At 67.7% G+C, this 20,377-nt stretch carries 23 protein-coding genes, 1 rRNA gene and 1 pseudogene; 20 read left to right on the forward strand and 5 right to left on the reverse strand.

The features are described from left to right. Positions 1 to 93: ribosomal RNA gene (rrf, locus tag LXT12_RS12755) — 5S ribosomal RNA — on the forward strand; the annotation flags it as partial. A 183-nt stretch (positions 94 to 276) separates the two neighbouring features. Here the strand turns inward: rrf and ychF are convergent. Continuing rightward, complete coding sequence (gene ychF, locus LXT12_RS12760; protein ID WP_233392573.1) at positions 277 to 1,371, reverse strand: redox-regulated ATPase YchF; 1,095 nt, start codon at positions 1,369 to 1,371, stop codon at positions 277 to 279. Positions 1,372 to 1,510: 139 nt separating this feature from the next. Between ychF and LXT12_RS12765 the strand changes: the two genes are divergently transcribed. The 9 genes from LXT12_RS12765 (at position 1,511) to LXT12_RS12805 (ending at position 9,296) form a co-directional block, all read left to right on the forward strand. After that, positions 1,511 to 2,632: an FAD-dependent monooxygenase gene (locus LXT12_RS12765; protein ID WP_233392574.1), complete on the forward strand. Its 1,122-nt coding sequence runs from the start codon at positions 1,511 to 1,513 to the stop codon at positions 2,630 to 2,632. Positions 2,633 to 2,657: 25 nt separating this feature from the next. Next, a complete protein-coding gene (locus tag LXT12_RS12770; protein WP_233392971.1) occupies positions 2,658 to 3,389 on the forward strand; it encodes a DsbC family protein in 732 nt (243 codons plus the stop codon). A gap of 4 nt (positions 3,390 to 3,393) precedes the next feature. Beyond that, a complete protein-coding gene (locus LXT12_RS12775; protein ID WP_233392575.1) occupies positions 3,394 to 3,831 on the forward strand; it encodes a DUF3429 domain-containing protein in 438 nt (145 codons plus the stop codon). Beyond that, positions 3,831 to 5,540, forward strand: a complete 1,710-nt coding sequence (locus LXT12_RS12780; RefSeq protein ID WP_233392576.1) for a M61 family metallopeptidase — start codon at positions 3,831 to 3,833, stop codon at positions 5,538 to 5,540. Before LXT12_RS12775 ends, LXT12_RS12780 begins: the two co-directional genes overlap by 1 nt. Before the next feature lie 7 nt (positions 5,541 to 5,547). Beyond that, positions 5,548 to 6,678 carry a DUF3108 domain-containing protein gene (locus LXT12_RS12785; RefSeq protein WP_233392577.1) on the forward strand — a complete coding sequence of 377 codons (1,131 nt, stop codon included), beginning with the start codon at positions 5,548 to 5,550 and terminating at the stop codon, positions 6,676 to 6,678. Further along, on the forward strand, positions 6,675 to 7,463 hold the full coding sequence (locus LXT12_RS12790; RefSeq protein ID WP_233392578.1) for an enoyl-CoA hydratase: 789 nt from the start codon (positions 6,675 to 6,677) through the stop codon (positions 7,461 to 7,463). The genes LXT12_RS12785 and LXT12_RS12790 overlap by 4 nt, the downstream gene beginning before the upstream one ends. A gap of 190 nt (positions 7,464 to 7,653) precedes the next feature. Further along, complete coding sequence (locus LXT12_RS12795; RefSeq protein WP_233392579.1) at positions 7,654 to 8,037, forward strand: DUF4148 domain-containing protein; 384 nt, start codon at positions 7,654 to 7,656, stop codon at positions 8,035 to 8,037. A 443-nt stretch (positions 8,038 to 8,480) separates the two neighbouring features. Further along, positions 8,481 to 8,777 (forward strand): type II toxin-antitoxin system TacA family antitoxin, encoded by a 297-nt coding sequence (locus LXT12_RS12800; RefSeq protein ID WP_233392580.1) that lies wholly within the window; start codon positions 8,481 to 8,483, stop codon positions 8,775 to 8,777. Next, a complete protein-coding gene (locus LXT12_RS12805; RefSeq protein WP_233392581.1) occupies positions 8,778 to 9,296 on the forward strand; it encodes a GNAT family protein in 519 nt (172 codons plus the stop codon). Between the two features lie 414 nt (positions 9,297 to 9,710). On the opposite strand, the gene LXT12_RS12810 is transcribed toward LXT12_RS12805, so the two are convergent. Both LXT12_RS12810 and LXT12_RS12815 read right to left on the reverse strand, forming a co-directional pair. Beyond that, entirely contained in the window at positions 9,711 to 10,535 is an 825-nt protein-coding gene (locus tag LXT12_RS12810) for a DUF3037 domain-containing protein (protein ID WP_233392582.1), read from the reverse strand. After that, positions 10,532 to 11,275 (reverse strand): HipA family kinase, encoded by a 744-nt coding sequence (locus LXT12_RS12815; RefSeq protein ID WP_233392583.1) that lies wholly within the window; start codon positions 11,273 to 11,275, stop codon positions 10,532 to 10,534. Before LXT12_RS12815 ends, LXT12_RS12810 begins: the two co-directional genes overlap by 4 nt. Positions 11,276 to 11,608: 333 nt before the next feature. Here LXT12_RS12815 and LXT12_RS12820 point away from each other — a divergent pair, with 333 nt between their 5' ends. After that, complete coding sequence (locus LXT12_RS12820; protein ID WP_233392584.1) at positions 11,609 to 11,887, forward strand: helix-turn-helix domain-containing protein; 279 nt, start codon at positions 11,609 to 11,611, stop codon at positions 11,885 to 11,887. Positions 11,888 to 11,929: 42 nt separating this feature from the next. Beyond that, on the forward strand, positions 11,930 to 13,240 hold the full coding sequence (locus tag LXT12_RS12825) for a type II toxin-antitoxin system HipA family toxin (RefSeq protein WP_233392585.1): 1,311 nt from the start codon (positions 11,930 to 11,932) through the stop codon (positions 13,238 to 13,240). Positions 13,241 to 13,380: 140 nt separating this feature from the next. Here the strand turns inward: LXT12_RS12825 and LXT12_RS12830 are convergent. Further along, a pseudogene (locus LXT12_RS12830) lies at positions 13,381 to 13,518 on the reverse strand (amino acid--tRNA ligase-related protein); the annotation flags it as partial. Positions 13,519 to 13,581: 63 nt separating this feature from the next. Between LXT12_RS12830 and LXT12_RS12835 the strand changes: the two are divergent. From LXT12_RS12835 to LXT12_RS12850, 4 genes are read left to right on the forward strand one after another with little or no spacing between them, the layout of a single operon-like run. Continuing rightward, a complete protein-coding gene (locus LXT12_RS12835; protein WP_233392586.1) occupies positions 13,582 to 14,049 on the forward strand; it encodes a helix-turn-helix domain-containing protein in 468 nt (155 codons plus the stop codon). Then, positions 14,046 to 14,288, forward strand: coding sequence for a nucleotidyl transferase AbiEii/AbiGii toxin family protein (locus tag LXT12_RS12840; protein ID WP_233392587.1), 243 nt, complete (start codon positions 14,046 to 14,048; stop codon positions 14,286 to 14,288). Before LXT12_RS12835 ends, LXT12_RS12840 begins: the two co-directional genes overlap by 4 nt. A 42-nt stretch (positions 14,289 to 14,330) precedes the next feature. Beyond that, entirely contained in the window at positions 14,331 to 14,531 is a 201-nt protein-coding gene (locus LXT12_RS12845) for a hypothetical protein (protein ID WP_233392588.1), read from the forward strand. Beyond that, entirely contained in the window at positions 14,528 to 14,737 is a 210-nt protein-coding gene (locus LXT12_RS12850; RefSeq protein WP_233392589.1) for a hypothetical protein, read from the forward strand. Before LXT12_RS12845 ends, LXT12_RS12850 begins: the two co-directional genes overlap by 4 nt. Positions 14,738 to 14,739: 2 nt before the next feature. On the opposite strand, the gene lysS is transcribed toward LXT12_RS12850, so the two are convergent. Continuing rightward, positions 14,740 to 16,257 carry a lysine--tRNA ligase gene (lysS, locus tag LXT12_RS12855; RefSeq protein ID WP_233392590.1) on the reverse strand — a complete coding sequence of 506 codons (1,518 nt, stop codon included), beginning with the start codon at positions 16,255 to 16,257 and terminating at the stop codon, positions 14,740 to 14,742. Positions 16,258 to 16,300: 43 nt separating this feature from the next. Between lysS and LXT12_RS12860 the strand changes: the two genes are divergently transcribed. From LXT12_RS12860 to LXT12_RS12875, 4 genes are read left to right on the forward strand one after another with little or no spacing between them, the layout of a single operon-like run. Further along, complete coding sequence (locus LXT12_RS12860) at positions 16,301 to 17,497, forward strand: lipopolysaccharide biosynthesis protein (protein ID WP_233392591.1); 1,197 nt, start codon at positions 16,301 to 16,303, stop codon at positions 17,495 to 17,497. Further along, positions 17,488 to 18,063 (forward strand): acyltransferase, encoded by a 576-nt coding sequence (locus LXT12_RS12865; protein WP_349255023.1) that lies wholly within the window; start codon positions 17,488 to 17,490, stop codon positions 18,061 to 18,063. Before LXT12_RS12860 ends, LXT12_RS12865 begins: the two co-directional genes overlap by 10 nt. Beyond that, positions 18,060 to 19,148, forward strand: a complete 1,089-nt coding sequence (locus LXT12_RS12870) for a glycosyltransferase (protein WP_233392592.1) — start codon at positions 18,060 to 18,062, stop codon at positions 19,146 to 19,148. The genes LXT12_RS12865 and LXT12_RS12870 overlap by 4 nt, the downstream gene beginning before the upstream one ends. Then, positions 19,145 to 20,374 carry a glycosyltransferase family 4 protein gene (locus LXT12_RS12875; RefSeq protein WP_233392593.1) on the forward strand — a complete coding sequence of 410 codons (1,230 nt, stop codon included), beginning with the start codon at positions 19,145 to 19,147 and terminating at the stop codon, positions 20,372 to 20,374. Before LXT12_RS12870 ends, LXT12_RS12875 begins: the two co-directional genes overlap by 4 nt. Positions 20,375 to 20,377: the final 3 nt, after the last annotated feature.

Genomic DNA, 20,377 nt, shown 5'->3' on the forward strand with positions numbered 1-20,377 from the left:
GGTCCCACTCCTTCCCATCCCGAACAGGACAGTGAAACGAGTCAGCGCCGATGATAGTGCGGATTCCCGTGTGAAAGTAGGTCATCGTCAGGCTATTTACCCCAGCCAACCCCCATCGTGTCCAGCACGGTGGGGGTTTTGCTTTTGCGGTGCTGGAATATTCGGTGGTGGCTATCGGGTCCGAATCCCAGGATATGTTGCACCGCTTTATCTCTTGTTCGCCAGCCAAACAAAAACCCGCCTCGGCGGGTTTTAAGCTATTGATCCGTTCAGCGGTTAAACGTTGAACAGGAAGTGCAACACGTCGCCGTCCTTCACGACGTAGTCCTTGCCTTCCGCCCGCATCTTGCCCGCGTCCTTGGCCCCTTGTTCGCCGCGGTACTGGATGAAATCCTCATAGGCGATGGTCTGAGCGCGGATATAGCCGCGTTCGAAATCGGTGTGGATCACGCCGGCAGCTTGGGGGCCGGTATCGCCGATGTGGATGGTCCAGGCGCGGACTTCCTTCACGCCAGCCGTGAAATAGGTTTGCAGGCCCAGCAGCTTGAACGCGGCGCGGATCAGGCGATTCAAGCCAGGTTCGTCCTGGCCCATTTCGGCCAAGAACAGCGCACGGTCCTCGTCGCTCATCTCCGCGAGTTCGGCCTCCGTCTTTGCGCAGATGGCGACGACCGGGGCGTTCTGGCCGGCGGCGTAGTCGCGCAGACGGTCCAGGAAGGGGTTGTCCTGGAAGCCATCCTCCGCCACGTTGCCCACGAACATGGCCGGCTTGGCGGTGATCAGGCATAGCGGCTTGAGCACCGCCAGTTCTTCCTTGCTGAACTCGATAGAGCGCACGGGCTTGGCTTCGTTGAGCGCTTCCTGGCACTTCTTGAGCACGTCTACCAGCCTTGCCGCTTCCTTGTCGCCACCGGCCTTGGCGACCTTGCTGTAGCGCTGCAGGCTCTTCTCGACCGTGGCGAGGTCGGCCAGGCAGAGTTCGGTCTGGATGACCTCGATGTCGGCGATGGGGTCGACGCGGCCGTTCACATGGATGACGTTCGGGTCCTCGAAGCAGCGCACCACGTTGACGATGGCATCCGTCTCGCGGATGTGGGAGAGGAACTGGTTGCCAAGGCCCTCGCCCTTGCTGGCGCCGGCTACCAGGCCGGCAATGTCCACGAACTCCACCACGGCCGGCAGAACCCGCTCGGGCTTCACGATCTCGGCCAGCGCCGCCAGACGCGGGTCGGGCAGTTCGACGATGCCGACGTTGGGCTCGATGGTGCAGAAGGGATAGTTCTCGGCGGCGATGCCGGCTTTGGTCAGGGCATTGAAGAGCGTGGACTTGCCGACATTGGGCAGGCCCACGATGCCGCATTTGAGGCTCATGGCGGGGGCTTTCCGTTGGGGAGGCGGCCGGCCGAGCGCCGGCGCACAAGCGCATGATTTTAGTCGGCCGACGCACTCGCACCCCAGGGGCTCCGGCCCGGGCGTCGGCGGACGCGCACCCCCTGCCTACAATCACCGGATGCAAAGCGTGGATGTATTGGTCAGGGGCCGGGGCGCGGTCGGCAGCAGCCTTGCCCTCAGCCTGGCAGCCCAAGGCCTGAGCGTGGGCATGACGGGTGCGCCGGAACAGCGCCGGCCGAGTGACGTCCGCGCCTATGCGCTCAATGCCGCCTCGGTGGCCCTGCTGTCCGAACTGAAGATCTGGGGCAGCCTGCCGGCCGACGCCTTCTGCCCCGTCTATGACATGGTCGTCTGCGGCGATGCGGCCGTCGGGCAGCCGGCGGGGCGGCTGAGCTTTTCTGCCTGGCAGCAGGGCCTGCGCGAACTCGCCGTCATCGTGGACGCCGCCGAACTCGAAGCCCAACTCGCCGTGGCCCTGCGCTTCTCGCCTCACGTCCACGATGTCGCCGACAACACACCGGCGGCCCTCACCGCGCTCTGCGAGGGCCGCGAATCATCGGCGCGCACGGCCCTTGGCGTCGGATTCGAACCGCGTCCCTATGGCCACAGGGCGCTCGCTGCGCGGCTGGTGTCGGACCGGCCCCACCAAGGTACGGCCCGACAGTGGTTCCAACCGGGGGGCGAAGTGCTGGCGCTGCTGCCCTTCGAGCGGCCCGCGGCTGGTGCCTCCTATGGCCTGGTCTGGTCGTGCGACGAAGCCCGGGCCCAACAGCTGCAGGCCATGCCGGCTGCGGAGTTCGAGCAGGAACTCAATGCCGTCACCGCCGGGGCGGCCGGCGAGCTCTCGCTCGGCAGCGAGCGTTCGAGCTGGCCACTGGCCCTCGCACGGGCCGACGCGGTCAGCGGGCCGGGCTGGGTCTTGCTCGGCGACGCCGCGCACATCGTCCACCCCCTCGCCGGCCAGGGCCTGAACCTCGGCCTCGGTGACGTCGCTGCCTTGTCCCGTGTGCTCGCAGGGCGCGCGTCCTGGCGGCCCCTTGGGGACGAGCGGCTGCTGCGTCGCTATGCCCGTGAGCGACTGGCTCCCACGCTCGCCATGGGCGAGCTGACCGATGCCCTGCAGCGCCTCTTCGCTCACGCCTCGCCGGCCGCCCAGGGCTTGCGCAACCGCGGCCTCGATGCACTGAACCAACTTGCTCCCGTCAAACGCTGGCTGACCCAGCGCGCGCTCGGGCTCTGAACCCCAACCGCCTCACACTATCGTGCTGTCCCTTGCCGCCCGCCTCTCGACTGGCCTGCTCATCGCCGCCAGCCTGCCCGCCCTGGCCAACGAGGCCGTCATCCGCAAGGCCTTCGCCGAGCGCATGCCCAACGCCCCCAAGATCGACGAAGTCCGCCAGTCGCCCATGCCCGGCCTGTGGGAGGTGCGCATCGGCAATGAACTGCGCTACACCGACGCCACCGGCAGCTACCTGATCGAAGGCGAGCTCTTCGACCTCAAGGCCCGCAAGAACCTTACCGAAGAGCGCGTGACCCAGCTCAACCGCGTCGACTTTGCCGCTCTGCCGTTCAAGGACGCGCTGATGTGGAAGAACGGCACGGGCAAGCGCCGCATCGCGGTCTTCGCCGATCCCAACTGCGGCTACTGCAAGCGCTTCGAGAAGGCCCTGCAGGAGATGAAGGATGTGACCGTCTACACCTTCCTCATCCCCATCCTCGGCGGCGACTCCCCGGAGAAGAGCCGGGCCATCTGGTGTTCCAAGGACGGCGCCAATGCCTGGCTCGGCTGGATGCTGCGCGGTGAGCAGCCGCCCAAGGCGCCGGCTGGATGCGACGACAGCGCCCTCGAGCGCAACCTGGCGTTGTCGCGCAAGATCCACGTCAACGGCACGCCGGCCATCGTGCTGGAAGACGGCAACCGCATCCCGGGCGCCGTCGGCGCCGTCGAGCTGGAGAAGCGCCTGCAGAGCCTGAGCGGCGCGTCGAGCAAGTCCTGACGCCATGAGCGAAGATTTCCGCCGGCTCACGCATCGCCTGGGCTATGCCGGCCTGGTGCCCTTCGTCCTCGGCTGTGCGCTGATCTGGCTGATCGGCGACCGCAACCTCGACCAGCATGCCTTCGTCAGCCTCGCCTTGTCGGCCTGGGCCGGGCTCATCGTCGCCTTTCTCGGCGGCATCCATTGGGGCCTGTCCTTTGCGCGTGGCCTGCCCGGCCGTCAGCCCCTGGTCTGGGGCATCAGCGCGGTGCTGCTGGGCTGGCTGGGCGTGTTGATGTCGCCGTACGCGGGGCTGGCCCTGCACGGCGGCGTGCTGATCGCCTGCTATGCGGTCGACCGCCGCGTCTACCCGCAGCTCGGTGCGGGCGACTGGCTCACCTTGCGCTTCCGCTTGACCGCCGTGGCCTCGCTCAGCTGCTTCCTCGCCGCCGCGGGCAGCTGATGCGAGGCCCGCACTACCGCATCGAGCTGGCCGACCCGGCCGCCCACCGCTATCGCGTCACGCTGACGCTCGACGAACCGGCTCACTGGCAGGAGTTCAGCCTGCCGGTCTGGATTCCGGGCAGCTACCTGGTGCGCGAGTTCGCCAAGCATCTGAGCCGACTCACCGCCCGGCAAGCCGGCCGCGACCTGCCCTTGCAACAGCTCGACAAGGCCCACTGGCGCGTGGATTGCTCCGGTGATGCCGCCTTGACCTTGAGCTATGAGGTCTACGCCTTCGACGCCTCCGTCCGCACCGCCTGGCTGGACGCCGACCGGGCCTTCTTCAATCCCAGCAGCCTGTGCCTGCGGGCCCATGGCCGCGAGGCGATGCCGCACAGCCTCGAGCTGGCGAGCGTGCCCGAGGGCTGGCGCATCGCCACGGAGATGCGGCAGGTCGGCTCGCGCTACGAGGCCGCCGACTACGACGAACTGCTCGACCATCCCTTCGAGATCGGCCCGCACTGGCAGGGCGAATTCGTCGCGGCCGGCGTGCCGCACCGCATCGTCGTGGCGGGCGCCTGGCCCAGCTTCGACGGCGGGCGGCTCCTCGCCGACGTGCGGCGCATCTGCGAGGCCCAGATCGCGTTCTGGGGCGGCTCGCCCTTCGAGCGCTACAGCTTCCTGCTCTGGGCCGTCGAGGACGGGCATGGCGGCCTGGAGCACCGCGCGAGCACGGCCCTGATCTGCGCCCGGCGCGAGCTGCCGACGGCTACCGAGCCGGCCGCGCCCGGCGACGGCTATGCGCGACTGCTGGGCCTCTTCAGCCACGAATACTTCCACGCCTGGAACGTCAAGCGCCTGCGGCCGGCCGAGTTCGCGCAACTCGACTACCAGCGCGAGAACTACACCGAGCTGCTGTGGTTCTTCGAGGGGTTCACGAGCTACTACGATGAGTTGATGCTGTGCCGGGCCGGCCTCGTGGACGCGCCGCGCTACCTCAAATTGCTCGCCGCCTCCGTCAACGGCGTGCTGGCCGCGCCCGGCCGTCGGGTGCAGTCTCTCGCACAGTCCAGCTTCGAAGCCTGGACCAAGTACTACCGCCCCGACGAGAACAGCCCCAACGCGACCAGCAACTACTACGCCCAGGGGGCTCTCGTCGCGTTGTGCCTGGACCTCAGCCTGCGGGCGCGCCAGTCCAGCCTGGATGCGCTGATGAAGCGGCTGTGGGACGCCAGCAGCGGCGGCCCGGTCAGTGAGGCCGACATCCTCGCCGCCGTGGGCGCCTTGGGAGGCGACGACACCGCGGCGCAGCTCCAGGCCTGGGTGCACGGCACCGAGGAGCTGCCGCTGCGCGCCCTGCTCGAAACCCATGGCGTCAGCTGGCGTGACGAAGGCCGGCAGACGGTAGCCCAGCGCCTCGGCCTGCGCGTGCGCGAGGGCGCATTGACCGGTATCTCGGTCAGCCACGTACTGGCCGGCGGCACGGCCGAGGCCGGCGGCGTGAATGCACGCGACGAGATCCTGGGCTGCAACGGCTGGCGCCTGCGCCGTCTGGACGACGCTCCGGGCCTGCTGCCGTCGGCGCACGCGCGGCTGCGCCTGCTCGTCGCCCGCGACCAGCGCCTGCTGGAGCTGGACGTCGAGCTGCCCCCTGCCGGACCGGCCGCCGTCGCCCTCGGCCTGGCCGAAGCCGCTCCTGCCGGGCGGCGGGACTGGCTGGGCGCCTGACCGGGCCATGAAGACGCCGCGGCCGCCCTGGCTGCTGGTACTGGCCGTGCTGGCCGCCCACCTTTTGCTGGGCCACGAGGTGCAGCGCATCCATGAGGGCTGGCTCAGCGACGGTCCCCCGCCCCTGCCCGAGCGGCTGCACGTGGCGCTGGTGCGGGAGATGCAGGTCCAGCCTCCACCCGCCGCCGCCCACCGGCCGCCTTCGCCTCCCCCAGCGCCCGTGCGAGCCCGTGCTCCCGCTGCGGCGCCGGTGTCTGCCGTGTCGAACGAGGGGGCGGCCTCGCAGCCCGTCGTCCCGCCGGAGCCGGAGCCCGATGCGCAAGCCTCGGCGCCGGCGGCCTCCGCGCCCGAACCAGTCGCCGAGGCGGCCTCCGCACCGCCGGACGCCATGGCCCAGGCCGCTTCGGCACCGGCCGACGGCGAGCCGGGACCCGAATGGCCGCTGTCCACCCGCCTGACCTATGTGCTCACCGGCAACTACCGCGGCCCCATCTACGGGCAGGCCGAAGTCGAGTGGCTGCGCAAGGGCCGGGACTACCAGGTGCGCCTGGATGTCGCCGTCGGGCCGAGCTTCGCGCCGCTGATCACGCGGCGCATGGTCAGCCAGGGCCAGCTCACGGCCGATGGCATCACACCGCAGCGTTATGACGAGGAGACGCGGTTCATCGTCGGCGACTCGCGCCGGGCCACGGTCTTCTTCCTGCCCAACGAGGTCCAACTGGCCAGCGGCCCGCGCGTGCCGGCGCTGCGCGGCGGCCAGGACTCGGCCAGCCAGTTCGTGCAGCTCACCTGGCTGTTCCTGACGGGGCGGGAGCCGCTGAAGGCGGGCCATGTCATCCGCTTCCCGCTCGTCCTGCCGCGTCGGCAGTACGAGGACTGGCAATACGAGGTCATTGGCGAGGAGCCGGTGCAGACGCAGCTCGGCTGGATGCCGGCCTGGCATCTGCGGCCCAGCCGGCCCGCCAAGTCGGGCGACCTCTCCGCCGAGGTCTGGCTGGCGCCGGGCCTGCAGTACCTGCCGGTGCGCCTGGTCATCCGCCAGGACGCCGAGACCTACGTCGACCTCATGCTCAGGAATCCGCCGCTGCAAGCCGCGCCAGAATCCGCCAACGACATTCCCAGGAGACTCTCGCAATGACCTACGAATGCATCCTCACCCAAGTCCACGGCGAAGGCCCGCGCAAGACCGCGTTGATCACGCTGAACCGGCCCAAGGCCCTGAACGCGCTGAACGACCAACTGATGGACGAGCTGGGTCAGGCCCTGCTCGGTTTCGACGCTGACGACGTCATCGGCTGCATCGTGCTGACGGGCTCGGAGCGCGCCTTCGCGGCCGGTGCCGACATCCCCACCATGGCGCCGCACACCTTCGTGTCGGCCTTCAAGAGCGGGCTGATCTCCAAGAACTGGGAAACCATCCTGCAGGTGCGCAAGCCCGTCATCGCGGCGGTCGCGGGCTTCGCCCTCGGCGGCGGCTGCGAGCTGGCCATGATGTGCGACTTCATCATCGCGGCCGACACCGCCAAGTTCGGCCAGCCCGAGATCAAGCTGGGCATCGTGCCGGGTGCCGGCGGCACCCAGCGCCTGCCGCGTGCGGTGGGCAAGAGCAAGGCCATGGACCTGCTGCTCACCGCCCGCATGATGGGCGCCGCCGAGGCCGAGAGCGCCGGCCTGGTGTCGCGGGTGGTGCCCGCCGACAAGCTGCTGGAGGAAGCCCTCGCCGCGGCCGAGACCATCAACGGCTTCAGCGCGCCATCCGTGGCCCTCATCAAGGAACTGGTCAACCTGGCCTACCAGGCGCCGCTGACCGACGGCGTGGCGGTCGAGCGCCGGTACTTCCATGCGCTCTTCGGCACGCATGACCAGCGCGAGGGCATGGAGGCTTTCCTCGCCAAGCGGGCCCCCCAGTTCGAGCACCGTTGATTCATGTCGTTTGTGGTGCGGCGATGACAAGCTAGGGATGACTATTTTGGAATCGTGAATAGTCAGTTCCCAAGAGCCTAGTGTTTCTACTGAGACGGGCTGCCTACAGTTCAGGCCATGGACACCGCGGTCGCGATGTCCGAATGACCCAGAAGCAGGACCTTCCTGCCAGTCACTGAAGGAGCCCGTCATGAACAAGCTGTCCACCGTCATCGCCGCCGTCGCCCTCGTTGCCGCCGGTGCCGCCTCCGCCCAGGCCACCGAAGCCGCTGCGCCCCTGAGCCGCGAAGCCGTCATTGCCGACCTCGTCGCCGCCCGCAACAGCGGTGAACTGGCCGCCATCCAAGGCGAAAAGGGCGTCGAAGTGACGACTCCGGCCAGTGCCAAGGCTGCCGCCGTCGCCACCACCAAGCTGCCCCGCCAGGCCGTGCTGACCCTCAAGCCCACCGAAGTCCGCGCCGACGAAAAGACCGCCGCCGCCCTGGCCGCCGACCATGGCGAGAACGCCGCGCGCGAGCTGGGCGATTTCCCGGCTCCCATCGTGCGCCGCACGCCGGCGATGGCCAGCCGCTGAAACAGAAGCGGTTTCGAGCGATGCAAGGCGACCCGTACGGGTCGCCTTATTGTTGCGTGCGCCCAGCATGGGCGCACTCTTGCGGGAGCAAGTCCCGCCGTAAGTTCATCACAGCGAACGAAGCGAAGCGCAACTGCATGAGGGCGACCGAGTGTGGGGAGGAAGCGTGGAGCGAAGCTGCGAGCCGATGAACAAGAACCAGATAGAAGGCGCTGCCAAGCAGGGCGAGCGGGCACGCACCCGGAGGGCTGAAACGCCCGTAGAGCAACCGGGGGCTTTTGCCGTGGCTTGCGGCCGCTACGGGCCTGCCTCAGAAACGGCGGCAAAGGCTGCATCCTGCGACTGACCGGCTGGTGGCCCGGTGTGGACGTTTATCTCGATCTGTACGGACAAATGGCGTACAATGAAACTGTAGCTGCCGATCCACCCCAGCGAGAGCGCCCATGCCGAACACGCCTGAAACCCACGACAAGACGCGCAACGCGCGCCTGGAAGCGCGTGTCTCCAGCGACCAGAAGGATTACTTCCAGCGGGCCGCCACGCTGACCGGGCGCACGTTGAGTGAACTCGTCATCGACAGCACTCAGGAAGCGGCGGCGAAGATCGTGCGGGAGCATGAGGTCATCCGCCTGTCGCGCGAGGAACAGGTCGCTTTCGTCAGCGCCTTGCTGGCACCGTCCGAACCGGGCGCTCGCCTCAAGAAGGCGGTCCAAAGCTACCGTCAGAAGGCGGGGCTGTGATTGGCCCTCGCCCTTGCCGCGGAGCACGTCCATACGCTTGAGAAAGCGCATGACCGCAAGTCTTTCGACTGCGGCAACGACGATCTGAATCGGTATCTGCGCGAGCAGGCGCGGCAGGACGCCGAAAGGCGTGTCGCCGCGCCTTTCGTGCTCACGCAGCCGGGCAGTCCAGCGGTGCTCGGCTTCTACACACTGTCGGCATCCATCATTCCCGTTGATGAACTGCCGCCGGACCTGATGAAGCGGCTTCCGCGTTACGGGCAACTGCCGGTCACGCTGCTCGGCAGGCTGGCCGTGGACCGCTCTGTCGGCGGTCAGGGAGTCGGGGAGTTCCTGCTCGTGGACGCCCTGCGCCGCAGCTTGGAGGCAGCGCAGCAGATCGCGGCTATGGCGGTGATCGTGGACGCGAAGGATAAGCGGGCCGAGAGCTTCTATCGGCATTTCGACTTCCGGCCGTTCCAGCAGACCCCGTTGCGACTGTTCCTGCCGATGGGCCAGATCGCGAAACTGTTCGCCTAGGGAAACGCTGATTCATCCGGGGCGTTTTGGCGTCTGCTGCTGACCAACCAACGATCTGACCAAGGCCCTGTTCGACGAGATCAACGCCCTCCTGGCCGAGCCAGGTGTCGGCTTGCGCTGAATGCAAAACTGAAGAATGGCTTGAGTCAGCAACTTGGCGCCCCTCGAACCAAAGAGTCTTTAACTCCGCTAGGCGCCTTGAACGGCCTCACGCCACGTCAGGCGATCGAACAGGGTGATGCCGAGCGAGTCTCGGCACTCGCTAGAGAACATCTCTAGCCTGTTCTGCCTTTCGTACCTGAGGCTGCCGGCGGACCATGCAGGCCTGGTGAAATTTCGCTCGCGTGCCATCCTGACCGCTCGCCTCTGCCTGGGTCATTTCCATGGAAATTGACCCTGGGTCAGCGGCGGCACTCAGTGTGTCGCAAACCGGATGATCGAATCTTGGGCGGCCTGATCGACCACTTCCACGTCGAGCCCGATCAACTCTGTACGGATGTCTTCAAAAGCATGGTTGCGCTTCGCATCGCCTGGCGTGGGGCGGGCCAGCGGGAACAAGGTGTTGACGGGAAGAAGTCCACGGCTGCGCAAGCGCCTGACCTTCTGAATCCAGTCGTCGCCCCGCTCGTAGATGCTGTTGGCATCCCGCTTGTTCAGGTCAAGAGGCTTGATGACCTTGAAGACCTGCTCACCACGCCGCTGAACCAACGGGAATGTGGCATGCACCACGTCATCACCCACCCGGTCTACCTTGAAGGGCGCGGTCAAGTTCAGCGTCTTGAGCAGCTTGCCGATCCGCCGTGCCATCTTCGCTTCAACGTGCTCCGGCGTGGCGAATGCTCGGTCTACGTAGTGCTTGAAGAGGCGCTCAAGCTCCTTCGCAGGCGCCTCGGCCAGCACAACGCGCGGCTTGCTGAACCGTACCAACGCTTCGCGTGGGTGGGTTGCCCGGTCGAAGATCATGCGCGTCATGGCCACAAGGTCGTCGCCGCGCAGGTTGGTTAGCACCTGCTTCGTCCGTTCCAACTCGTCGCGCATCACAGCCATGGCCGCGCGATAAGTCGCAGGAGCCAGCTCTTCAAAGAAGTCCGTCACGCGCTTGTGCTTGCGCGTCTCCAGCTTGAAGTCGAAGTAGCCGGTCTGAGGGCAGGCTACGACCATGCCGACGTTCACGAACTCTTCGGTCTCGGCATGGGGCATGAACTGGACGACGGCATAGCGACAAGCCTGCTTGTTCATTCCGCCCTCCAGAAATCTTGTTGCAAACACCGTGACAGCACGCGGATCGCGTCCTCGGGATCGTAGTTCGCCGGTACATCCTGCTCGGCGTTTTCCCACTGCCACTCGGGAGCACCATTATCGCAAGCCCATCGAGCCACGGCCAGCGCCTGGGTCATTCGTTGTACCCATTCGTCACGAAGAATCCAGTCCTGCTGCAGCCTGCCCCACTCCGACGCGAAGACGTGATGCTGCAAGAAGCCGTGAGGGTCAAAATCCGCGTCGAAGGCCTGGTTGTGGTCAATCACCACGAGCCGCCGCTCAACGGCTTCCCAAAGCAGGTTGGTGTTCCCGACTTGCCGGTCGGCGTTGCGGGTCCACCAGTCGAAGATCAGCAATCCCTCTTGGACCCGGATGTCCACGCGGGGCGTGAGCGAGTTTTCGTACCAGGTCAGGCCGGGCAGCTCCTGAGAGCCGAACGCGGGAGTTGGGCCTATCGCCCGTAGCTCGAAAGGCAGTTCGCGCAGCAGCATCTCATCGACCTGCACCAGGCTGAAAGGCGCGATGGGCAAACCCAGAGCCTGGGCAAGGTGCCCGGCAATCCACTCCCGCCACAAGCTGGACCGATTGGTCTGTTGCCCTTTGACGTAGTAGCGATGACCGTCCTCCCCTGTGCAAAGGATGGGCTTGGTCATGCCCTGGTCGGCTTCACGGATCACTTCGGTGATCTGGACGATGCGAGGCGGGTCAGGGTAGGGCACGGCTGGCTCCCAGGCTGGCTATCAGCATCGTGAGGGGGCGCCAGCGAAGTTCTACGAATCGCGTGCTGGCGCGGCGAGGTCGCGTCGAACCGTTGAGACGCCACGTACCCCTCGGCGGCTGCATCGAGTGTAGGAAGGGTTTGAGTTCAAAACTCAGCGCAAACAATTCCAAACTCAGCGCAAACCGACACCAGGCCTGCTGATGCGCTCGGGCACCAGCACGGACGCGATGGGGAACAGATCATAAGCAGTAGATTGAAAATACAGCTCTTGAGGCGTAAACTGCAAAAACAAATCATAATACGTGAATCAGATTCACAGCTCCAAGTCTGTATGCCTCAGTTCACCGTCCGCACTGCCGAGCAGCTGCCGTCGCTGCTCCAGGCCTTCCGAAAGGAGGCCGGCTTCACGCAAGGTGAGGTCGCCCTTCGCTTGGGCGTTTCGCAGCAAACCTACTCTGCGATGGAGCGCAATGCCGACAAGGTGGGCGCCGCCAGGCTGCTGAAGCTGTTCAACATCCTCGGTGTCGAGTTGATCCTCGGCAAGCCATCGCCTACATCCGCGCCTGATTCGACCCATCAGCGCTCCCCGACCGACAAGCCGGCTTGGTAAACCGTGGGTCGGCGCTCCCATACCCGACGGCTCGGTCTCTGGATGAACGGGGCTTTCGTCGGTACCTGGAGCCTGGCGCCCCACGCCCCCGACATCCTCCAGTACGACCAAGGCTGGACGCGGTCGGAGCAAGGACGCCCACTGTCGTTGTCCCTGCCTTTCACGCCCGGCAACGCGCCGCACCGGGGCGACAAGGTCCGCGCCTACTTTGAGAACCTGCTGCCGGACAGCAAGGACATCCGGGAACGCCTGGCGCGCCGGTTCAACGCCGGATCGACCAACGCGTTTGAGCTGCTTGCCGAGATTGGTCGGGACTGCGTCGGCGCACTCGAGATTCTCCCGGAGGGCGCAACTTCCGAGGGTAGCTTGCCGCTTCAGGCGCAGCCCTTGAGCGAAGCACAGGTCGCCCAGATCCTGCGCGGCACGACAGCTCTGAGCGCCATGGGCTGGGGTGCCGAGGACCACGACTTCCGCATCTCGATCGCCGGCGCTCAGGAGAAGACGGCTCTTTTGCTACACGACGGCCAATGGTGCCTGCCGCACGGCAACACACCCACGACCCACATCTTCAAGCTGCCACTGGGCCTGATCGGCGGAATGAAGCTCGACATGCGTGACTCGGTCGAGAACGAATGGCTGTGCTCGCTGATCCTGCGTGAATTCGGGCTCCCCGTTGCCACCTGCCACCCGGTGCAGTTCGAGGACGTCAAGGCGCTGGTGGTCGAGCGCTTCGATCGGGCCTGGTGGACCCATCCATCCGGGGACAGCCGCTTGATCAGGCTGCCGCAGGAGGATATGTGTCAAGCCACCGGTGTACCGCCCGAAGCAAAGTACGAAGCCGACGGCGGGCCGGGCATGGACCGGATCTTCGATGTACTGGACGGATCCATGACCCGCGAGCACGACCGACGCGCCTTTTTCAAGGCGCAACTGCTCTTCTGGATGCTCTGCGCGACGGATGGCCATGCCAAGAACTTCAGCCTGTTCCTGCGCCCCGGCGGACGCTACCAGTTGACGCCGCTCTATGACGTGCTCTCGGCCTATCCGGTGTTGGGAGAGGGCCCATCGAAAATCTCGCCGTCCAAAGCCAGGATGGCGATGGCCGTACGTTCAAAGAACGCGCACGGGAAGTGGCGCGACATCCTGCGCCGACACTGGGTGGCATTGGGCGCGCGCCACGGCGTCCTTACGGACCAAGGCCATGAGGCCGAGCATTTGATAACCCAGATCGCGGAGCGAACGCCGGCTGTCATCGCTGCGGTCAATGAAATGTTGCCTCGCGGCTTCGACCGAAATGTCGCTGATGCCATCTTCAGCGGCATGCGGGGCTCGGCTGAACGCCTCCTTGGATGAACTGGTGCCGCAGCGCACGCAGGTGCGGGATGGCCGCAAGGTGTAGGCCCGGATCTCGACGCGCGCGTCGGCGGGTCTTCGAGGTCGGGAGCCAATCCGGCCAGGTCGAAGCGATGGGTGGCCGGCCGCAAGGGCCGACCTCAGTGCCTCTCCAGCGCCCGGATCGACGGCGAGGCGGTCAGCCGCATGATCAGCCGGTCGATGCCGATGCCGCAGCCACCCGTCGGCGGCATGCCGTATTCGAGGGCGCGTATGAAGTCGCCATCAAAGAACCTCGCCACTGGCTCTAGTCAAAGTTTCTCATTCTGTACATTCCGCCTAGTTTGTCTGGAATGAGAAACATGCCAGCGAAGGCGCCTCTCGTTTCTCCCGCTGTCGCAGCCCAACTGCGAGCGCTGGGCCAACGCATCCGAAAGCAGCGTGAAGGGCAGCAAGTCACGGCGACCGACACCGCCAAAGCCGCGGGCATGTCGCGCGTCACCTTGCATCGCATCGAGCGTGGCGAGCCTTCGGTGACGATGGGGGCCTATCTCGGCGCCCTGGCTGCTGTCGGATTGAGCCTGGACGTCAAAGATCCGGCGACGCCCGTGCCCTCGGCGATCCCCCCTGTCATCCGGCTGGCCGATTACCCCGCACTTCAGCAGTTGGTCTGGCAGATGCCGGGCGTCACCGAGCTCACGCCCGCGCAGGCGCTGGATCTCTGCGAACGCAACTGGCGCCATCTCGACCGCGAGCACTTGACGCTTGCGGAGCGCCGGCTGATCCAGGCGCTGGTCGACGAACTCGGAGGAGGGCGGCTCCTTGTTTGAGCGCGAGCACCACCGGCGTATCAGCCGTGCTCGCCGCGCTGGATGCCGACGTACTCGCGGCCCACGCCTGCTGGTTCGGCGGCGGCACCGCCGTCGCGCTGCGCTATGGTGAGTACCGAGAGTCCGTGGACATCGACTTCATGGTGTCAGACTTGGCCGGCTACCGCGCATTGCGGCAACGCCTGACGGGGCCCGCAGAGTTGGGCGCGCTCGCTTGTCCCGGCGCGACGCTGGTGTAGGCGAGCGACCTGCGCGCGGACCAGTACGGCCTGCGCACGCTGGTGCGTGAGGCCGGCTGGACCATCAAGTTCGAGATCGTGCTGGAGGCCCGCATCGAATTCGATGTTCCGGGGAGCGAGGACGTCGCCGCCGGGGTGCGCGCCTTGACGCCACTGGATCTGGCCGCGCGCAAGCTGCTGGCGTTGGCGGATCGCTGGCGCGACGCAGCGTCTTCAGCCGCGAGCCGATCGACCTGGCGATGATGCAGCCTCCGAAGGTCCTGCTCAAAGCCGCCCTCGCCAAGGCAGCCGGCGCTTATGGCGACAGCGTCCAGGCCAGCCTGATCAAGGCCGTGCAAGATTTGCGTGACCGGCCCCATCGGCTCGAGGCCTGCATGGGCGCGATGGGCATGACGACCGTGTCCAAGGCCCAGCTATGGGCCCGGATCAAGGCGCTGGAGAAGGGCTGAGCTCAGCCCTCGCGCCTGAGCGCCGGGAACAGGATCACATCGCGGATCGACGGCGAGTCGGTCAGCAGCATGATGAGGCGGTCGATGCCGATGCCGCAGCCACCCGTCGGCGGCATGCCGTATTCGAGGGCGCGGATGAAGTCGGCATCAAAGAACATCGCCTCCTCGTCGCCGGCGTCCTTGTTGGCCACCTGGGCCTGGAAGCGCGCGGCCTGGTCCTCGGCGTCGTTCAGCTCGGAGAAGCCGTTCGCATACTCGCGGCCGGTGATGAAGAGCTCGAAGCGCTCGGTGATCTTGGGGTTGCTGTCCGAGGCGCGCGCCAGCGGCGAGACCTCGACGGGGTAGTCGATGATGAAGGTCGGCTCCCAGAGCTTTTCCTCGACGGCCGCCTCGAACAGGCCGAACTGCAGCTCGGCCAGGCTCCAGCGCGCGGGCGCCTCCTCGCCGGCGGCCTTGAGCCGGGCGCGCAGCACCTCGGCATCGTCCGCCTCGGCCTCGCTCAGGCCCGCGTACTGCACCAGCGAGTCGCGCACCGACACGCGGGCGAAGGGCTGGTCCAGGGCCACCGGCTTGCCGGCATAGGTGAGGGCGGCGCTGCCCGTGGCGGCGATGGCCGCGTGCCGCAGCACGGCCTCGGTGAAGTCCATGATGTCGTGATGCGTCCAGTAGGCCGCATAGAACTCCATCATCGTGAACTCGGGGTTGTGGCGGACCGAGATGCCTTCGTTGCGGAAGTTGCGGTTGATCTCGAACACCCGCTCGAAGCCGCCCACCACCAGGCGCTTGAGGTAGAGCTCAGGCGCGATGCGCAGGAACATCTCCTGGTCCAGCGCGTTGTGGTGGGTGATGAAGGGCTTGGCGTTGGCGCCGCCGGGGATGGGGTGGAGCATGGGCGTCTCCACCTCCAGGAAGCCGTGCTCCACCATGAAGCCACGGATGGACGACACCGCCTTGCTGCGCGCGACGAAGCGCTTGCGGGCGTCCTCGTCGGTGATCAGGTCGACATAGCGCTGGCGGTACTTCTGCTCCTGGTCCGTCATGCCGTGGAACTTGTCCGGCAGCGGGCGCAGGCTCTTGGTCAGCAGGCGCAGCGTCGTGACGGTGACGGTCAGCTCGCCGGTCTTGGTCTTCATCAGCACACCCTCGCCACCGAGGATGTCGCCCAGGTCCCAGTGCTTGAAGGCGTCGTAGACCTCGGCGCCGACGTTGTCGACCGTCACGCGCAGCTGGATGCGGCCGGTGGCGTCCTGCAGCGTGCAGAAGCTGGCCTTGCCCATCACGCGCTTGAGCATCATCCGGCCGGCCACGCTGACCCGGATGGCCTGGGGCTCGAGCTCTTCGTTGGGCAGTTCGCCGTACTGGTCCTGCAGCGGCTGGGCGCGGTGCTGAGGCTTGAAATCGTTGGGGAAGGGCACCGCCGTGGCGGCCCGCAGCGTGGCCAGTTTTTCGCGGCGCTCGGCGATCAGTTGGTTGTCGTCAGACTGAGCGGGGAGGGCGGAGGAGGTGGGGGCTTGAGTCATTGCGGGCCTTGGTGAACCCGCGATTCTAGAATCCTGCGCCCTTATGAGCCTGACGCGCGCCACCCTCACCTTGCTTGCCGGCAGCGCGCTGGCCCAGGCGCTGCCGCTCCTGCTGGGGCCGTGGATCTCGCGGCTGTACACGCCGGCCGAGTACGGTCAGTTCTCGCTGGTCTGGACGGTGGCCGCCAACCTGGCCGTCGTCGGCTGCGCGCGCTACGAGTTCGCACTGGCCCTGGAGACCGGCGATGCCGGCGCCGCGACGCTGCTGGCCCTGTGTCTGCGCGTGCTCCTCGCGGTCACCTCACTGGCCATCGTGGTGGGCGCCGCCTGGATGCTCTGGGCCGACCTGTCCGTTGCCGCCGCCCTGCCGCCGATCGTGCTGGCCGCGTCCGCCAGCCAGGCCCTGGCCCAGTGGGCCGCCCGGGCGGGGCGCTTTGCCCTCCTGGCCTGGGGACGCCTCGTGCAGTGGGGCGGCGCCGCCGTCGCCCAGGTCCTCTTCGGCCTGCTTCAGGCTGGCCCCTGGGGCCTGGTCGGCGGTGCGGCGCTGGCCACGGCGGCGGCCGCGGCCGTGCAGGCCAGGCCCGCGCCGGCCGGGGGCTGGCGCGGCCTGCTGGCGGCCCAAGCCCTGCGAGAGATGGCGGCCAAGCACCGCGACTTCCCCCTGCTGAACACGCCCCACGCCTTCGCCGGCGCGCTGCAGGACACCGTCGCCATCGCGCTGCTGACGGCCTGGCTGGGCGCCCCCGAAGCCGGCGCCTGGGCCCTGGCCCTGCGCTACCTGAAGGCGCCGGCATCGCTCGTCGGGGGCTCACTGTCGCAGGTGCTCTACCCGCGCCTCGCGCAGGCGGCGAGCCTGGCCGAGGCCCGCGCCCTGGTGCGCCGCAACCTGCTGCTGCTCGCGGCCATCGCCCTGCCGCTGATGCTCGCCCTGCTGGCGGCAGGGCCCTGGCTCTTCGCCACCGTCTTCGGCGCGCAATGGCGTGGCGCCGGCGAACTGGCCCGTTCGCTCGCGCCCTACGTCGCCCTGCACTTCATCGCCTCGCCGCTGTCGGTCGTGCTGATGGCCTGGGGCGCCCAGGGCTGGGGCCTGCGGCTGGCGCTGGTCGGCCAGGTGCTGTTCGTCGCCGGACTGGCCGCGGGCCTGAAGTTCGGCGGCCTCGCCGGCGCGGGCTGGGGCGTGTCGGGCGCGATGCTGCTCTACTTCGGCTACTTCTTCTGGGCCCTCTGGACGTGGGAATAATCCGCCCCTTCATCAACCGCCTGCGCCGCCGCCTCGCGCGGCTGCTCGGCTTTCGCATGCTCTTCGGCGAGCCCGGCGCGCCGCACAGCCGCATCGCGCCCAGCACCTGCATCGAAGGCGAGGCCGGCCTGCAGCTGGCCGACCACGTCTTCATCGGGCAGTTCAATTTCATCGACGCCGGCGCCGGCCTCGTGATCGAGGAAGGCGTGCAGATCACCAACTTCTGCTCCATCGTGACCCACAGCACCCACGACGCCCTGCGCGTCAACGGCCGACGCTTCGCCACCGTGGGCGGCGAGCCGCCCGGCTACCGCAAGGGCGCCGTGCGCCTGGGCGCCTACAGCTTCGTCGGACCCCACAGCCTGATCGAGCCCGGTGCCAGCCTGGGCAAGGGCGCCATCCTCTGCGCCTATTCGCAACTGCGCGGCCAGGCGCCCGACTTCGCCATCATGGCCGGCCAGCCGGCCCGGCAGGTCGGTGACACCCGCGAGCGCGATGCCGCCCTGCTGGAGCGCCATCCCGAGCTGCGCGAGGCCTATGCCGCCTGGTCGGGGGTACGCCCGTGAGCCTCGGCGGCGGCCTCAAGCTCGTCCTCATCGGCGACGGCGAAAGCCCCCACCTGCTGAAGTGGGCCCGCGCCCTGAAACCCCGGGTGCAGCTTTACGCCATCTCCTCGCGCGGCTTCCTGCCCGAGTTCCACCAGCTCCTGCCCGACGCCCAGCGCCTGGCCCTGAACACCGCGCCCGACCATGGCGGCGGCAACGTCGCCCTCATCAAGCAGCTGCCCAAGGTGGGCGCCTGGCTGGCGGAGACCGACGCCGACTGGCTGCATGCCCATTACCTGACGTCCCATGGCACCCTGGCCTGGGCGGCCAAGTTCGGCTGGCGGCTGCGGGCCCAGATCGCCGGCTCGGCCTGGGGCAGCGACATCCTCGTGACGCCCCAACGCGGCGGCGCCTGGCGCTGGATGACGAAGAAGGTGCTGCGCAGCTGCGCCGTCACGACTTCGGACTCCGTGCACATGGCCGAGCGCATGCGCGAACTCGGTGCCAGGGAGGTCATGGTCTTCCCCTTCGGCCTGGAGGCCATGCCCAGGCAGAACGCCAGGAAGCAGCCTTGGCTGTGCTTCGCCAACCGGGGCCTGGAGCCCATCTACCGGCCGCAGCTCGTCATCGACGCCTTCGCCCGCATCGCCGCCGCACAGCCCGAGGCGCGGCTCGTCGTCGCCAACGACGGCTCGCTGCGGCCTGCGCTCGAAGCCGACGTCAACGCGCGCGGCCTGGCCGATCGGGTCAGCTTCGTCGGCCGGCTCGACGCCGCCGCCCAGGCGGCTCACTACGCGCGCTCCACCTGGTTCCTGAGCCTCCCCGAAAGCGATTCGGTCTCGGTCTCGGTGCTGGAGGCGATGGCTCACGGCTGCGTGCCGCTGCTGTCCGAGCTGCCGGCCAACCGCGAACTCATCGGTGACTCCGCGCGTGGCCTCATCGTGTCGGGCACCCCGGCCTCGCTCGACGACCTGCCCGCCCGCATGGCCGCCCTCGACACGACACGGCTCGCCGCCAGCAACCGCGACTGGGTCGCCGCGAACGGTCTGTTCGAGCCGCATGTGCAACGCTTCCTGACCCGCCTGAAGGAGCTGACGCCGGCATGAGGATCCTCCTCGTCAACCACTACGCCGGCTCACCCCGCCACGGCATGGAGTTCCGGCCCTACTACCTGGCCCGGGAATGGGTGAGGGCAGGGCACGAGGTCACCATCGTCGCGGCCTCCTACTCCCACGTGCGCGCCGTGCAGCCCGAGGTGCCCGGCCAGCCGGTCGAGGAGGTCATCGATGGCATCCGCTACCGCTGGCTGCCCACCCCTGCCTACCAGGGCAACGGCATGGGCCGGCTGCGCAACATCCTGTCCTTCCTGCGCCAGCTGCGGGCGGACGCCTGGCGGCTGACGCGCGAGTTCCGGCCCGATGCCGTCATCGCATCCAGCACCTACCCGATGGACGTCTGGGTCGCCAGGCGGCTGGCACGCCTGGCGAAGGCCAGGCTGGTCTACGAGGTGCACGACCTCTGGCCGCTGTCGCTGATCGAGCTTTCCGGCATGTCGACGCACCACCCTTTCGCCTTGCTGTGCGCCAAGGCCGAGGCCGATGCCTACCGCGACGCCGACGTGGTGGTCTCCATGCTGCCTTGCGTGCACGAGCACATGGCCTCCCGCGGCCTGGACCTGCGCAAGCTCCACATCGTGCCCAACGGCTTCGCACCGGAGGAATGGCAGGGCGACTCCGCCCCGCTGGGCGCGACGCTGCAGTCCCACCTCGACGCCGAGCGGGCCGCCGGCCGCGTCATCGTCGGTTATGCCGGCTCCATGGGGCTGCCGAACGCGCTGGACGTGCTGCTCGACGCGGCCGCCAGGCTGCGCGATGCACCCTTGAGCTTCGTCCTGGTCGGCAGCGGTCACGAGGCGCTGCGCCTCGCCCAACGCGCCCAGGCCGAAGGCCTGCAGCACGTGCGCTTTTTCGCGCCCATCCCCAAGGCCCAGATCCCGACCCTGCTGTCCCACTTCGACATCGCCTACATCGGCTGGCAGCGCACGCCCATCTACCGCTTCGGCATCGCGCCCAACAAGCTCATCGACTACCTGATGGCGGGACGCGCGGTGCTGCATTCGGTCGAAGCCGGCAACGACCCGGTGGCCGAAGCCGGCGCCGGGCTGACCGTGGCGCCGGAAGACGCGCAAGCGGTGGCGAACGGCCTGCTGCAACTGGCCGCGCTGACACCCGGACAGCGCGCCGACATGGGCCGGCGCGGCCGTGCCTTCGCCATGGCCCACCACGCCTACCCGGTGCTGGCGGCGCGCTTCATCGAGGCCTTGCGGGCATGACGC

It is taken from the genome of Pelomonas caseinilytica (genome assembly GCF_021353235.1).
GTDB classification, from domain to species: domain Bacteria; phylum Pseudomonadota; class Gammaproteobacteria; order Burkholderiales; family Burkholderiaceae_C; genus Pelomonas; species Pelomonas caseinilytica.

What these genes read in the sequence shown, in the direction of transcription:
- LXT12_RS12850 (WP_233392589.1), top strand. Translation starts at nt 14,528, where the DNA reads ATGATGCAGCCTCCGAAGGTCCTGCTCAAAGCCGCCCTCGCCAAGGCA.
- LXT12_RS12790 (WP_233392578.1), top strand. Translation starts at nt 6,675, where the DNA reads ATGACCTACGAATGCATCCTCACCCAAGTCCACGGCGAAGGCCCGCGC.
- lysS (WP_233392590.1), bottom strand. Translation starts at nt 16,257, where the DNA reads ATGACTCAAGCCCCCACCTCCTCCGCCCTCCCCGCTCAGTCTGACGAC.
- LXT12_RS12795 (WP_233392579.1), top strand. Translation starts at nt 7,654, where the DNA reads ATGAACAAGCTGTCCACCGTCATCGCCGCCGTCGCCCTCGTTGCCGCC.
- LXT12_RS12875 (WP_233392593.1), top strand. Translation starts at nt 19,145, where the DNA reads ATGAGGATCCTCCTCGTCAACCACTACGCCGGCTCACCCCGCCACGGC.
- ychF (WP_233392573.1), bottom strand. Translation starts at nt 1,371, where the DNA reads ATGAGCCTCAAATGCGGCATCGTGGGCCTGCCCAATGTCGGCAAGTCC.
- LXT12_RS12775 (WP_233392575.1), top strand. Translation starts at nt 3,394, where the DNA reads ATGAGCGAAGATTTCCGCCGGCTCACGCATCGCCTGGGCTATGCCGGC.
- LXT12_RS12785 (WP_233392577.1), top strand. Translation starts at nt 5,548, where the DNA reads ATGAAGACGCCGCGGCCGCCCTGGCTGCTGGTACTGGCCGTGCTGGCC.
- LXT12_RS12835 (WP_233392586.1), top strand. Translation starts at nt 13,582, where the DNA reads ATGCCAGCGAAGGCGCCTCTCGTTTCTCCCGCTGTCGCAGCCCAACTG.
- LXT12_RS12860 (WP_233392591.1), top strand. Translation starts at nt 16,301, where the DNA reads ATGAGCCTGACGCGCGCCACCCTCACCTTGCTTGCCGGCAGCGCGCTG.
- LXT12_RS12765 (WP_233392574.1), top strand. Translation starts at nt 1,511, where the DNA reads ATGCAAAGCGTGGATGTATTGGTCAGGGGCCGGGGCGCGGTCGGCAGC.
- LXT12_RS12780 (WP_233392576.1), top strand. Translation starts at nt 3,831, where the DNA reads ATGCGAGGCCCGCACTACCGCATCGAGCTGGCCGACCCGGCCGCCCAC.
- LXT12_RS12810 (WP_233392582.1), bottom strand. Translation starts at nt 10,535, where the DNA reads ATGAACAAGCAGGCTTGTCGCTATGCCGTCGTCCAGTTCATGCCCCAT.
- LXT12_RS12820 (WP_233392584.1), top strand. Translation starts at nt 11,609, where the DNA reads ATGCCTCAGTTCACCGTCCGCACTGCCGAGCAGCTGCCGTCGCTGCTC.
- LXT12_RS12800 (WP_233392580.1), top strand. Translation starts at nt 8,481, where the DNA reads ATGCCGAACACGCCTGAAACCCACGACAAGACGCGCAACGCGCGCCTG.
- LXT12_RS12825 (WP_233392585.1), top strand. Translation starts at nt 11,930, where the DNA reads ATGAACGGGGCTTTCGTCGGTACCTGGAGCCTGGCGCCCCACGCCCCC.